The organism is Collinsella sp. CLA-ER-H2, from assembly GCF_040092405.1.
In the GTDB taxonomy this organism is placed as follows: Bacteria; Actinomycetota; Coriobacteriia; order Coriobacteriales; family Coriobacteriaceae; genus Collinsella.
Genome location: NZ_JBBNLO010000018.1, coordinates 24400 through 38090, shown reverse-complemented (window position 1 = coordinate 38090; position 13691 = coordinate 24400). Strand labels below are relative to the sequence as shown.

The window sequence follows — 13691 nt, the reverse complement described above, 5'->3', positions numbered from 1 at the left end:
TGTGGACGGTCACGACAACATTCCAACGCTTGCCGAACAGGTTTCGCGCGTTCCCACACAGCCCGGATGCTACCTTTGGAAGGATGCCAAGGGCGATGTCATCTACGTGGGCAAGGCGAAAAACCTGCGCGCCCGCATGCGTCAATACGTGACACTGCAGGATGAGCGTCAAAAGATCCCGCTGATGATGCAGCTGGTGGCGAGCTTTGACTACATCGTTGTCGAAACCGAGCATGAGGCGCTTGTACTCGAGCGCAACCTGATCGGCCAGTACCATCCGTACTTTAACGTCGACCTCAAGGATGACAAGAGCTACCCCTTTATCGCCATTACAAAGGGCGACCTGTATCCCGCTATCAAATACACGCGTGAGCGTCATAAGCCGGGAACGCGCTATTTTGGACCCTATACCGATAGCCGTGCGGCACGTGAGACGATAGATACGCTGCGCAAGGTTATCCCCATCTGCTCTGCATCCTGTGCGGAGTGGCGTCGTTGTCGCCGTATCATCGAGTCCCACAAGGGCGAGGAAGACATCGTCAATATGATTTGCGCACAAAACGGGCGTCCCTGCTTCGACTACCATGTCGGGCGCGGGCCGGGTGCGTGTGTCGGCGCGATTTCCCCGGCAGACTATGCCAAGAACGTCAAGCGTGTCGAGCGCTTTTTGTCGGGCCATCGCAAGGATGTCGTCGACGAGCTGACTTCCGAGATGGCGGATGCCGCCGAGGCACTCGATTTTGAGCGCGCGGCACGCGTCAAGCGTCGTTTGGAGGTCATCAGGGGTCTGGACGACCGTCAGCAAGTCGTTTTTCCCTCCAGTGTCGATATCGATGTCATCGGTTTCTATCGCGAGGAGACCATCTCTGCCGCTTGCGTCTTTGTCGTGCGTGAGGGCCGAACAGTTCGCACCTGCGAGTTCATTCTCGACAAGGGTCTTGATGTTGACGAGGAAGAGCTCCAGTCGGGCTTTCTTAAGCGCTATTACGACGAGACGGCTGATATTCCAGCTGAGATAAACCTCTCTGTCGAGCTTGAGGATGCGGAGGCGCTGGGGGAGTGGCTTGCAGGCAAGCGCGAGCGTTCCTGCCATCTCCATAGGCCGCAGCGTGGCGAAAAGCACCGTTTGCTCGATATGGCATCCAAAAATGCGCGCCATGCCCTCATGCGCTACATGATGCGAACGGGGTACGCTGACGACCGCACCAATCAGGCGCTCCTGGAGCTCGAAAGCGCGCTGGCGCTGCCGGCGCCGCCGATGCGTATCGAGTGCTTCGATATCTCGACGCTGCACGGAACCTTTACCGTCGCCTCGATGGTGGTGTTTACCAACGGGCGCGCCGACAAGAGCCAGTACCGTCGTTTTAAAATTCAGGCCGAATTGGACGAGGCAAACGACTTCGTGTCGATGTCCGAGGTTTTGGGACGACGCTATGCTCCCGAGCGCATGGCCGACGAGCGCTTTGGCTCGCGCCCCGATTTGCTCGTTGTCGATGGCGGTAAGCCGCAATTGACCGCTGCGATCAAGCAACTTGAGGCTCTTGGGCTCGATATGCCAGTTTGTGGCTTGGCAAAGGCCGATGAGGAGGTTTTCGTGCCTTGGGACGAGACTCCCGTCGTGCTTCCGACCGGGTCCGCGTCGCTCTATCTAATTAAACAGGTGCGCGATGAATCGCACCGTTTTGCAATTACATTCCATCGTGAGTTGCGCGATAAAGCCATGACGGTTTCGGTACTCGATGACGTTCCAGGCGTGGGACCCACCAGAAAACGTGCCCTTATGCGCCATTTTGGCTCGATGAAGCGTTTGCGCGCGGCGAGCGAGCAAGAGATCGCGGAAGTTCGCGGCATACCTGCCGATGTTGCCAAGGCGGTCCACGAGGCGCTCGTTGCATGGAATGCCGAGCGCGCCGAGGCGGCGGCTGGCCATTCCGATAGCTAAACACGAGCCTAAACAACTGATATACATGATTGCGCGATTTTCAACCATTTATTTCGCCATGATTGCCTGCTGGTTTCGGGTTTTATTAACGCTAAAACGTTTGACTAACCCAAGCGAAAACCCTGCTATCCTGCGGGTTGACGAAGACTGATATCTCACCTCGCCGATACATACTGTCTGGTGAATCGTTTGTCAACGAATTCGGTGAACGGTAGTAAATACCGTTCAAGCGTATGTATGTATCGGTCGCCGAGCGCGGCACCTCAGTTGGGTTCGTCGGTAGGTAAGGTATATATCGTCCGCAAGTTGCGCGGGGGCAAGTCTAGGTGCTCCCGAGTAAGATTCTCTATTGATAGGAGAAGACATGGCCATCATCAACAAGGGTATGTCCAGGCGTTCGTTCCTCGGCCTCACCGGCAGCGTCGCTGCTGTCGCAGGGCTTGGTCTCACCGGCTGCGGTGGCAGCTCTAGCGACGAGGGTTCCGCTTCCGGTTCCACCGATTCCGCCAACCGTGGCGGCGGCGTGATCACCGCTGGTTCCGCTTACGCTCCGTCCAGCTTCGATCCCGCCAGCACCGGCTCCGCTGTGGGCCTGGGTGCTAACTGGCACGTCGTCGAGGGCCTCTACGGCATCGATTACCACGACTACAGCACCTTCAACGAGCTCGCCACCGACGATCCCAAGTCTGTGGACGACACCACTTTCGAGGTCACCATCCGCAAGGGCGCCAAGTTCTCCGATGGCACCGAGGTCACCGCTGACGATGTCGTTGCCTCCTACACCGCTTGTGCCGCTTCCGCTACCTACGCTCCGTTCTTCCAGCCCTTCGAGTCCATCGAGGCCAAGGACGCCAGCACCGTGACGGTCAAGACCAAGGTCCCCAACTTCTCCCTGCTCAAGGATCGTCTGGCCATCGTCCGCGTTACCCCGGCCACTCAGACCGAGGAGGATCGCGCCAAGCAGCCGATCGGCTCCGGCCCCTGGATGTACGACTCTATCTCCGATACCGAGATCACCTTGGTTCCCAACCCCGAGTACAACGGTGAGTATGCTGCCGAGGATAAGAAGATCCAGTACAGCATCCTGACCGACCCCACCGCTCGCGTTACCGCTCAGCAGGAGGGCTCCACGCTCGTTATGGAGCTCGTTACCGCTGACGCCGTCGACCAGCTCGAGAGCGCCGGCTGCAAGATCGATAACGTTCAGGGTTTCGGCACCCGCTTCATCATGTTCAACGTCGCCAAGGAGCCTTGGAACAACGTCAAGGTCCGTCAGGCTGTCATGTATGCGCTCGACACCGAGAAGATGGTCAGCAACACCTTCGCCGGCCTTGCCACCGCTGCCAGCTGCTACCTGCCCAAGAGCTTCACCAACTATCATGAGGCTTCCACGGTGTACAAGACCGACGCCAAGAAGGCTAAGAAGCTCATCGAGGAGTCTGGCATCACCCCGGGTGCCATCACCCTGCGCACCACCGACAACGAGCAGATTAAGGGCATGGCCGCCCAGGTCAAGAACGACCTCGACGCTCTCGGCTTCGATGTGACCATCCAGACCGATACCTCGCCGGCCACCTACGCTGCCATCGACGGCGGCGAGGCCTACGATATCCTCCTTGCCCCTGGCGATCCTTCCTGCTTCGGCGCCGACCCCGACCTGCTGCTCAACTGGTGGTACGGTGACAACGTCTGGATGCAGACCCGTTGCCCGTGGAAGGAGTCCGCTGAGTGGCAGAAGCTCCACGGTCTCATGGACGAGGCTCTTGCCGCCGAGGGCGACGAGCAGCAGAAGAAGTGGAACGAGTGCTTCGACATCATTGCCGACAACGCCGTTCTGTACCCCGTTGTCCACGTCAAGACCGTCTCCGCTTCCTGGGACGATCCGTCCACTGCACCCAACGGCGAGGCCCTCGATGGCTTCAAGGGCATCGGCACGACGAGCATGTCCTTCAGGGGCGTTGCGACCGTCAAGGCGTAAGACTCGCTTGAGTCTGTATGCAGGATGTCGGTCGTTGGGACCGTATCCTCATAGTTGAAACAAAGACCCGGGCGGCAACGATGTCGCTCGGGTCTTGTAATGAGTATCCGTACTCATATACCAGTTGGTCCTACCGACAAAAGAAAGGGGAGAGAACGTGAACAACTTGCTACGTTTGATTGGAAGGCGTCTTGTGGCGCTGCCGATCATGGCATTGGGCGTCACCGTCCTGGTGTTCTTCCTTATGTCGTTTTCCAAGACCGACCCCGCCTACACGGCGTTGGGTGACGGTGCCTCGCCCGAGGCGGTTGCCGAGTACCATGAGAAGTATGGTCTGGACGACCCCTGGCCCGTGCGCTACGTGCGCTATATGGGCGATCTGATCCATGGCGACATGGGCACCTATGGTGCTGCTCGCAACTCCGTTGCCAAGCGCATCTCCACGGCCCTGCCCGTCACGATGCAGCTGACCTTTATCGGTCTTGCTATCGGTGCGGTCGTTTCGTTTTTGCTCGGCGTCATCGCGGCACTGTATCGCGACAAATGGCCGGACCAAGTGATCCGCGTCTTTTCCATCGCCGGCTTGGCAACCCCGTCGTTCTGGCTTGCCGTTCTGTTGATCCTGCTGTTCTCTTCCTACCTTAAGGTGCTCCCGGCATCGGGTGCTCTGCCTCACTTCACCACGAATCCGGTTGGCTATCTGGGACGTATGATCATGCCCGCTATCGCCTTGGCATTTCCGCTGACGGGCCAGATGACTCGTATCGTGCGTACCGCCATGGTCGAGGAGCTCGACAAGGATTATGTCCGTATGGCTCGCGGCGCCGGCGTTCCCGAGAAGGTCGTCGTCGGCATCAACGTTCTTCGCAATGCGCTGATCACCCCGGTCACCACCCTCGGTCTTAAGATCGGTTACCTCATGGGCGGCGCCGTCGTCATCGAGGTTATCTTCAACCTCCCCGGCATGGGCACCGCGATTCTGCAGGGCGTTCAGGGCAACGAGGCGAACCTGGTTCAGGGCGTCGTCATCGTCGTTGCTCTTGCCTTCATCATCATCAACATCGTGGTTGACATGCTCTACCTGCTCATCAACCCGCGCATCAGGACGGTGTAGATTATGGTAAAGATTCGAGAGAAGCAAACCGAGCAGCTCGAGAAGGCTGCCTCCAAGGGGCTCAAGCTCGGTGGCTGGAAGAAGATGACGCTGTCTTCTAAGATTGCAGCCGTCGTGCTGGTGCTGGTCGCCCTGACTGCGATTCTGGCGCCCCTTCTTGCCCCCTATAGCCCGGTCGAGATCTTTACGGCTCGCCGGGCTCCCGGCAACGGATTTATCTTCGGTACCGACGATAAGGGTCGCGACATTCTGTCGCGTATGCTCTACGGTGGTCGTTACTCGCTGATTATCGGCTTTGGCGCCACTGCCATGGCTCTGGTCTGCGGCTCGGTCGTGGGCGCCCTTGCAGCGGTTTCGCGCAAGGCCGTCTCCGAGACGATCATGCGTATCTTGGACATCATCATGTCCATCCCGGGCATCGCCCTCGCGGCCGTCTTCGTCTCCATCCTGGGCAACTCCGTGCCGTCGATCATCTTCGCCATCGGCTTTATGTACACTCCGCAGATTGCCCGTATCGTGCGCGCCAATATCGTGTCCGAGTACGGCGAGGACTATGTCCGCGCGGTCATCGTTTCCGGCGCCAAGGCTCCGTGGATTTTGATCAAGCATGTTCTGCGTAACTGCATCGCCCCGATCATGGTCTTTACCGTTACCCTGGTCGCCGACGCCATCATCTTCGAGGCCTCGCTGACCTTCATCGGCGCTGGTATCCAGGAGCCCACCGCTACCTGGGGCAACATCCTCGCCGACGCCCGCGGCGGCGTGCTCGCCGGTCGTTGGTGGCAGGCGCTGTTCCCGGGCCTGGCCATCATGATCACCTGCCTGGCGCTCAACATCCTCTCCGAGGGCATTACCGACGCCATGGCCGCTGCTCCCTCCGCCGCCCTGGATCCTACCGATTCCTCCAAGCGTCGCGAGGCCGATCTGCTGGTCTCCGACCCCGTTCGCGCCTACAAGGAGCAGGCCCAGTCCCTCTCCGCTCGCCTTGGCGCCCTGCGCGATGTCGAGCTCAAGCGTGACGATCGCCATGTGCCCGACGAGTCTGTCGAACCGATTCTCTCGGTCCGTGACTTCTGCATCCAGTTTGAGCATCACGGTGATATCAACGTCGTCGACCATGTCAACTTTGACGTCCGTCCTGGTCAGACCATGGGCCTGGTGGGCGAGTCCGGTTGCGGTAAGTCCATCACCACGCTGGCCATCATGGGCCTGACCGACGATGACGAGCATCTTTCCGGCGAGGTTCTCTGGGAGGGTCGCGACCTGCTCAAGATGAGCAAGAAGGAGTGGTTCGGCCTGCGCGGTACCGATATCGCTATGGTCTATCAGGACGCCCTGTCCTCGCTTAACCCCTCCATGCTCATCTCTGCCCAGATGAAGCAGCTCACCAAGCGCGGCGGAACCCGCAGCGCCGAGGAGCTCCTGGAGCTCGTCGGCCTCGATCCCAAGCGCACGCTCGAGAGCTATCCGCACGAGCTTTCCGGCGGCCAGCGTCAGCGTGTCCTGATCGCTATGGCCCTTACCCGCGACCCCAAGCTGGTCATCTGCGACGAGCCCACGACCGCTCTGGACGTTACCGTCCAGAAGCAGGTCATCAAGCTGCTCAACGATCTTCAGGCCAAGCTCGGCTTTGCCATGATCTTCGTTTCGCATGACCTGGCTCTGGTTGCCGAGGTTGCCCATAACATCACGGTTATGTACGCTGGCCAGGTTATCGAGCAGGCACCCACCAAGGAGCTGCTCACCAACCCGATCCACGAGTACACCCGCGGTCTTCTGGGTTCCGTTCTGTCCATCGAGAGCGGTTCGGGTCGCCTGCACCAGGTGCCCGGCGCCGTTCCGAGCCCGCGCGATTTCCCCAAGGGCGATCGCTTCGCGCCCCGCTCGAGCCATCCGCGTATTGGCTTGGACACCCGTCCGGTCTTCAAGCGCGTGCCTGGCACCGAGCACTTCTATTCCGAGCTCCCCGACGAGGTGCTCAAGGCAAATGGTTTGACCCCTCACGCGGAGGTGATGTAGATGAGCGAGACCGCAGTCAACGGCGTCGAGCCGATCATCTTCCTTGATGACGTCCACGTCACCTTTAGGACCCGTACCGGCTCGATTCTGCACCCCAACCTGGTTCACGCCGTCCAGGGTGTAACGATTAAGCTCATGCCCGGTCAGACGATCGGCATCGTCGGCGAGTCCGGTTGCGGTAAGTCCACCACCGCCAACGTCATGTGCGGCCTGCAGGCCCCCACGAGCGGCAAGGTCTACTTTAGGGGCAAGGACGTTACCAAACGTACCGCCGAGGACCGTCGCCACATGGGTCGCGTCATCTCGGTCGTGTTCCAGAACCCGGCCACGGCGCTCAACCCCCGCATGGTCGTTCGCGAGCAGCTGCTCGACCCCATGCGCGTCCACAACCTGGGTACCGAGGCCGAGCAGGAGAAGCGCGTCAAGGAACTCTTGGAGCTCACCGGTCTGCCCAGCTCCGCTGCCGAGGTTCTTCCCGGCCAGCTTTCGGGCGGCCAGCGCCAGCGCGTCGCAATTGCCCGTGCCCTGTCGCTGAACCCCGATGCCATCATCGCCGACGAGCCCACCTCGGCTCTGGACGTTTCAGTCCGCGCGCAGATTCTGAATCTGCTGACCGACCTTAAGAAGGAGCTCGGCCTGGCCATGGTGTTCATCAGCCATGACATCCAGACGGTCCGCTATATCTCTGACGACATCATCGTTATGAATGGCGGCAGGATCGTCGAGCAGGGCGAGGCCAAGCAGGTCTTCCAGCACCCCCAGGACCCCTACACCAAGATGCTGCTCGGCGCTGCGCCGTCGCTGCTGCATCCCAAGCTCGGCGAGTAGCCTCGCTTTCCCTCCCGTGCGCCCGGTTCCCTTGCCGGGCGCACCTCCGTTGCGATTTCGAAAGGTTGGGTTCACGAGCCATGCCAAGTGCTCAGGAGCTACAACATCAATTTGGTGAATACCGAGGCGCCATGCCCCGTCCATCAGATTTCGATCTCTTTTGGAAGGATCGCATGGCCGAGGCCGACGCCGTCGGGCTTGACTATGCGATCGAGACGGCATCGGTCGCCGATGCCGCGACCTGCCAGCTTTTCGACCTCTGGTATACCGGCATGTGTGGCGCGCGCCTGCATGCCAAGTACCTTAAACCTGTCTCGGACGAGCCCGTGCCATTGGTACTTCAGTTCCATGGGTATCCGGGTGCAAGCCGCAGCTGGTTTGAGCAGGCGTCGTTTGCGGGCATGGGCATGGCACTCATCGCCCTCGACTGCCCCGGCCAAGGAGGTCCCTCCGAGGACATTGGTGGATTTGAGGGCACAACGGTTGCCGGTCATATCGTCGCCGGTATCGACGGCGACCCGGCCAACCTCTACTATGTCCGCTTGCACCAAGATATTCGCATCCTGTGCCGCATCGTTCGCGAGCTCGAGGGCATCGATCTTGCGCGTGTGTTTGTGAACGGCGCGTCGCAGGGCGGCGGTTTGGGCATTGCGACCTGTGCGCTTAACAGCGAGCTTATCAATCGTGCCGCCATCCTCTATCCCTTCCTGTCAGATTTCCGCCTGGTCTGGGATTTGGATGCCGACGACATTGCCTACGAGGGCCTGCGCTATTGGTCTCGCTGGTTTGACGAGGACTCGACTCGTATTGACGAAGCCTATGCCAAGCTGGCGTACTTCGATTCCAAGAACTTTGCCCCTATGGTCAAATGCCCCGTGCTGTTTGGCACTGGCACAGCCGATATCGTCTGTCCGCCAGCGACGCAGTTTGCGGTCTATAACAACCTGACCTGCGAAAAGCGCCATGAGTTCTTTGAAGGCTTTGGCCACGAGGAGATTCAGGATTTTGACGATCTGATCATTCCGTTTTTCTGCAAGGGAGGGGAGGCTCATGTCTAAGTGCGAGAGCAATGTTGACGAGCTGATTGTCCCCGGGCTCGTGGGAATTCCTGGAACGGTTTCGTCAAGGCTCGCAGAATATCGGGACTGGCGCGGTGATGTCCAAGCAGATGTTTCTGATTTAGAGACATGCGCTTCGAATCTTGAGATTCAAGGCCTGGCCATTACGGCGATTGACTTTGTTAACCCCTGCGCCCGTTACTCGGAGGTCTCCTTTGAGCTCGGTGACGATGCGATTCACGCTCGTTTGATCGAGCCTGTCGGTCGTGCCCGAGTATCTGAGCGTGTGCCGTTGTGCCTGATGTTCCACGACATCGATCGGCCTGTGCGCGGCTGGCATCACATGACGAGATTTGCCGCCATGGGGTATGCCGTCCTCGCGCTGGATGACGATGTTGCTGGTGCGGACGACCTGCAGCGGGGGATTTCTTCGCCCGCTTTTGTCGAGCGCGTCCGTTGGGGTTGCGCGCTGGCGAAGGTGGCGCGCAATCTTGATGGCATGGACCCCGACCGCATCTTTGCATGGGGCGAGGGTCTTGGCGGCGGAGTCGCGCTGGCGGTTTCTGCTCTGGACGAGCGGGGCCTCGCCTGCACGGCGGTTGCCAATCCGCTTCCTGGCGGTCTCGAGGCGCTGTCGTCTCGGGTGCGCGGATCGGTGCTCATGGGCACGTCGCTTATGGATACCGTGAGCGATCCCAAGGATCAGTTTGCCGTATTCAACGGTCTTGAGTGTGACCGGAGGCATATCATCTATGCAAAATACGCTCACGAGCGCATCAATGCGTTCGAAAACGAAGTCGTCGACTTTTTTAACCAAACGTTCTACTCGTGTTCTTTGGCCTAGACGGCCTGGACACTGCCAACAAGAGTGGGTGGCATAGGGCCGCCCGCCAGACAACTAAGGAGATTCTTGTGACAACTCAGAAATTCACCGGCGTTATCCCTCCCGTCGTTGTTCCCGATACCGAAGATCACCAGCTTGACGTTGCCTCCTTTGAGCGCAGCATCAACCGCATGATCGATGCTGGCGTCGATGGCCTGTTCTTCTTGGGATCCTCGGGCGAGGTCGTCTTCTCCACCGACGAGCGCCGTCGCCAGATTATCGCCGAGGCCGTCCGTATCGTCGACCATCGCGTTCCCGTTCTGGTCGGCATCATCGATACCGAGACCGAGCGCATGATCGAGCACGGCAAGGTCGCCCAGGAGCTGGGCGCCGATGCCCTCGTCGCCACCTGCCCGTTCTATGCCCTGCAGGGCATGACCGAGGTCGAGGAGCACTTCCGCATCCTGCACGAGGAACTCGACCTGCCCATCTTTGCCTATGACATTCCCGTCTGCGTTCACACCAAGCTCCCCTGGAAGCTCCTTGCCAAGCTCGGCGCCGAGGGCGTTCTGTCCGGCGTCAAGGATTCCTCGGGTGATGACATCTCGTTCCGCTACCTCGTTCAGGAGAACGAGAAGAACGGCCATCCGATGAGCATTCTCACCGGCCACGAGGTTGTTGTCGACGGCGCCTACCTCGGTGGCGCCGACGGTTCCGTCCCGGGTCTCGCCAACGTTGAGCCCGAGGGCTACGTGCGTCAGTGGAAGGCCGCTCAGGCTGGTGACTGGGCTACCGTCAAGGCCGAGCAGGATCGCCTCAATGAGATTTCGCACATCTGGGATGTCACCTCGGGCGTCCAGGGCTATGCCGGTGGCGTCGGCGCCTTCAAGACCGCTATGAACCTCATGGGTATCTTCGACAGCCCGACCATGCCGCGCCCGGTGAAGGCCATGACCGGCGAGAACGTCGAGGCGATTAAGAAGGTCCTCCAGGACAACGGTCTCCTTTAAAGCTTTTCCAGACACCCGACCTCGCCGTTCAACCGTGCGGCCATGACCCATTAGGTCAATGGTCACACGGTTTCTCGGCGATCTTGGGCACCTGGAAAACCTTTACCGCGCTGTGACGGCTAGCCTGACGGCGCATTTCCTGTAGTTGTTTTTTATCTCCTAAGGAGAGCGACATGGAGAACAAGTACGTCTGCTCTGTCGATATCGGCGGAACTAAGATCGCGACTGCCATCATGGAGTACCCGGCTGACGGTAGTGTGCCCCATCCCGTTTTTGAGGCCGAGGTTCCTACCGAGGCCCAGGAGGGCGGCGAGGCCGTCTTCCAGCGTATCGAGGCGTCCATCAAGGCTGCTCTCGAGGCGAATCCCGATGTCGAGGTCCTTGGCGTCGGTATCGGTGCCGCCGGCGTCGTCGATCCCAAGACGGGCGCCATCGCGTATGCCAATGAGATCATGCCCGGCTGGTCCGGCGTTCAGTTGGGGCCGCGTCTGCGCGAGGACCTCGGTCTTCCCGTTGCCGTCGTAGGCGACGTGCAGGCTCATGCTCTGGGCGAGGCCCACTGGGGCGTCGGCAAGGGCAAGTTCTCCGTCTTGTGTCTTGGCATCGGTACGGGCATCGGCGGCGCATATGTCGAGAACGGCCGCGTGATGCAGGGCTTCCATGGTGCTGCCGGTCATATGGGCCACATCGAGTGCTCGGCTGCCGCCGGCATTCCCTGCGCCTGCGGGCGTTCCGGCCATCTGGAGTCGGTTGCTTCGGGCACTTCCATTGGTCGAATGTACGATGAGCGTTTTGGCCGCGTCGACCCCAGCCGTCCTTCGGTCGGTCGCGATGTGAACGACCTGTGCCGTGCGGGCGACGCAAAGGCGACCGAGGTCATCCATGACGCCGGCTTTGCGCTGGGTGCCAGCTTGGGCTCGCTCGCTAACATCCTGGACCCTGAGGTCATCGTCCTTTCGGGCGGCGTGATCCACCAAGGTCCCGATTGGCGTTCGCAGACGTGGAAGGATTCGGTGCACGAGGGCTATGCCAGCCAGGCGCTCGATCCGCTTCAGGACACGCCGATCCTCATCGGTTCGCTGGAGGGCGACGCGCCGCTTATTGGTGCCGCCGAGCATCTTCTTGCCTCGTTGAAGTAAACGTATCTTCTGTAGGAGCCTCCCGAGACAACACGCCTCGGGAGGCTGTTCTGAGAAAGGTTACAGCCTTATGACCGTCGATCCATTGATTCAATCCCTGAAGGGCAAGCTCGTCGTGAGCGTTCAGGCGTATATGGGCGAGCCGCTTCGTACGCCCGAGACCATGGCTCAAATGTCTCGCGCTTGTGAGCTCGGCGGCGCCGCCGCCATTCGCTGCCAGGGCCTTGCCGACATTGCCGCCATTAAGGGTCGCTGTGAGGTTCCCGTCATCGGCCTGTGGAAGGATGGGCACGAGGGCGTTTACATCACGCCGACGCTGCGTCACGCTCGCGCCTGCGTTGCTGCCGGTGCCGATATCGTGGCGATCGACGCCACCGATCGCCCGCGCCCCGATGGCAAGACGGTCGAGGATACCTTCCGCCCGCTGCACGAGGAGGGTGTGCTCCTGATGGCCGACTGTGCCACCATCGAGGATATTCGTCGTGCTGTCGACATGGGCTTCGACCTGGTATCCACCACGCTTTCTCACGGCGTCGCCGCCATCGACTGCACCATGGCCGATGGCCCCGACCTGCCGCTCCTGCGTCAGGCGACCGAGGAATTCCCCGGCCTTCCCATCATTTGCGAGGGCCGCGTGCATACGCCCGAGGAGGCTCGCGCCGCGATCGATGCTGGCGCCTGGGCCGTTGTCGTCGGCACCGCCATCACGCACCCCACGAGTATTACGAGTTGGTTCAAGGCTGCACTTGAGGCGTAAGACAGGCCTCGTATCCGCTCGGGGCGGTATACTCAATATAGGCAATTGACCGCGCGGGATCCGGGTTGCTGGGTCCCGCGCTTGTTTTCGGGAGGCAGCACATGCAAAAGGGAGATGCCATGGATGCGGCGGAGCGCTCGGAGCGCATCCCCGATATCGTCATCATCACCGGAATGTCCGGATCGGGCCGCACACAGGCCATGCACGTGTTCGAGGACATGGGCTATTTTTGCATCGATAACCTGCCTCCGCGTCTCATCGCCCAGCTTGCCGAGCTCGTCGGCATCAATACGGGCGTGGGCAGGCATCTCGCCGTCACCTGTGACCTGCGCAGCCAGGGCTTGTTCGATGAGCTGCTCGATGCCGTTGCCGCACTCGAGGAGCGCGAGATGAGCTGTGACATCGTGTTTCTCGAGGCCTCTGACGAGGTGCTGATCCGTCGTTATAGCGAAAACCGCCGCCGCCATCCCATTGCCAAGCCGGGGGAGACTACGGCCGATGCTATTCAGCGCGAGCGCCTGCAGCTGCAGGGTGTGCGCGACCGAGCCGATATGATCATCGACACGAGCCGCCTGCGTACCTCTGCCCTGCGCAACAAATTGCGCATGGCGTTCTCCGAGCTGTCCGACCAGCAGCTCATGGACGTCCACGTGTTCTCGTTTGGCTTTAAGCACGGCATGCCCGTCGAGGCGGACATTATGATCGACGTCCGCTTCCTGCCCAATCCGTTCTACGATCCCGAGATGCGCACGATGACCGGTCTCGATAAAAAGGTCTCCGATTTTGTTCTGGACCATCCCAAGACGCAGGAGTTTTGGAAGGCTTGGACACAGCTGCTCGATACGGTGATGCCGGGTTATATCGCGGAGGGCAAGCCGCAGCTTTCTATCGCCATCGGCTGCACGGGCGGCCAGCACCGCAGCGTTGCCATTGCCGAGGCCACGGCCCGTTACCTGGAAGGCGCTCAGTATCACGTGAGCATCTCCCACCGCGACCTGTCGCGCGCCAACACGAAGGCATAGG

At 60.3% G+C, this 13691-nt stretch carries 11 protein-coding genes; all 11 read left to right on the top strand.

Annotated elements, in window-relative coordinates; genetic code table 11:
• Window position 1: 1 nt before the first annotated feature.
• The 11 genes from uvrC to rapZ all read left to right on the top strand — a co-directional run bounded on the left by uvrC (window position 2) and on the right by rapZ (window position 13690).
• Window positions 2–1942, top strand: a complete 1941-nt coding sequence (gene uvrC / locus AAAX59_RS06550) for an excinuclease ABC subunit UvrC (protein WP_349071183.1) — start codon at window positions 2–4, stop codon at window positions 1940–1942.
• A 364-nt stretch (window positions 1943–2306) separates the two neighbouring features.
• Window positions 2307–3920, top strand: coding sequence for an ABC transporter substrate-binding protein (locus AAAX59_RS06545; RefSeq protein WP_035138897.1), 1614 nt, complete (start codon window positions 2307–2309; stop codon window positions 3918–3920).
• Between the two features lie 157 nt (window positions 3921–4077).
• Window positions 4078–5034: an ABC transporter permease gene (locus AAAX59_RS06540; protein WP_035138896.1), complete on the top strand. Its 957-nt coding sequence runs from the start codon at window positions 4078–4080 to the stop codon at window positions 5032–5034.
• Window positions 5035–5037: 3 nt separating this feature from the next.
• On the top strand, window positions 5038–7053 hold the full coding sequence (locus AAAX59_RS06535; RefSeq protein WP_349071182.1) for a dipeptide/oligopeptide/nickel ABC transporter permease/ATP-binding protein: 2016 nt from the start codon (window positions 5038–5040) through the stop codon (window positions 7051–7053).
• Complete coding sequence (locus tag AAAX59_RS06530) at window positions 7054–7881, top strand: ATP-binding cassette domain-containing protein (protein WP_349071180.1); 828 nt, start codon at window positions 7054–7056, stop codon at window positions 7879–7881.
• Window positions 7882–7961: 80 nt separating this feature from the next.
• A complete protein-coding gene (locus AAAX59_RS06525; protein ID WP_138339845.1) occupies window positions 7962–8939 on the top strand; it encodes an acetylxylan esterase in 978 nt (325 codons plus the stop codon).
• On the top strand, window positions 8932–9783 hold the full coding sequence (locus AAAX59_RS06520) for an acetylxylan esterase (RefSeq protein WP_195239179.1): 852 nt from the start codon (window positions 8932–8934) through the stop codon (window positions 9781–9783). The genes AAAX59_RS06525 and AAAX59_RS06520 overlap by 8 nt, the downstream gene beginning before the upstream one ends.
• Window positions 9784–9851: 68 nt before the next feature.
• A complete protein-coding gene (locus AAAX59_RS06515) occupies window positions 9852–10772 on the top strand; it encodes a dihydrodipicolinate synthase family protein (RefSeq protein WP_349071178.1) in 921 nt (306 codons plus the stop codon).
• A 173-nt stretch (window positions 10773–10945) separates the two neighbouring features.
• Window positions 10946–11911 (top strand): ROK family protein, encoded by a 966-nt coding sequence (locus AAAX59_RS06510; protein WP_022094876.1) that lies wholly within the window; start codon window positions 10946–10948, stop codon window positions 11909–11911.
• Window positions 11912–11981: 70 nt separating this feature from the next.
• Window positions 11982–12668, top strand: coding sequence for an N-acetylmannosamine-6-phosphate 2-epimerase (locus tag AAAX59_RS06505; protein WP_022094877.1), 687 nt, complete (start codon window positions 11982–11984; stop codon window positions 12666–12668).
• A 101-nt stretch (window positions 12669–12769) separates the two neighbouring features.
• A complete protein-coding gene (rapZ, locus tag AAAX59_RS06500) occupies window positions 12770–13690 on the top strand; it encodes an RNase adapter RapZ (RefSeq protein ID WP_022094878.1) in 921 nt (306 codons plus the stop codon).
• Window position 13691: the final 1 nt, after the last annotated feature.

Bases quoted from the DNA above. Each gene is read 5' to 3' on its own strand.
- AAAX59_RS06530 (WP_349071180.1), top strand. From the start codon at position 7,054: ATGAGCGAGACCGCAGTCAACGGCGTCGAGCCGATCATCTTCCTTGAT.
- rapZ (WP_022094878.1), top strand. From the start codon at position 12,770: ATGCAAAAGGGAGATGCCATGGATGCGGCGGAGCGCTCGGAGCGCATC.
- AAAX59_RS06510 (WP_022094876.1), top strand. From the start codon at position 10,946: ATGGAGAACAAGTACGTCTGCTCTGTCGATATCGGCGGAACTAAGATC.
- AAAX59_RS06525 (WP_138339845.1), top strand. From the start codon at position 7,962: ATGCCAAGTGCTCAGGAGCTACAACATCAATTTGGTGAATACCGAGGC.
- AAAX59_RS06545 (WP_035138897.1), top strand. From the start codon at position 2,307: ATGGCCATCATCAACAAGGGTATGTCCAGGCGTTCGTTCCTCGGCCTC.
- AAAX59_RS06520 (WP_195239179.1), top strand. From the start codon at position 8,932: ATGTCTAAGTGCGAGAGCAATGTTGACGAGCTGATTGTCCCCGGGCTC.
- AAAX59_RS06535 (WP_349071182.1), top strand. From the start codon at position 5,038: ATGGTAAAGATTCGAGAGAAGCAAACCGAGCAGCTCGAGAAGGCTGCC.
- AAAX59_RS06505 (WP_022094877.1), top strand. From the start codon at position 11,982: ATGACCGTCGATCCATTGATTCAATCCCTGAAGGGCAAGCTCGTCGTG.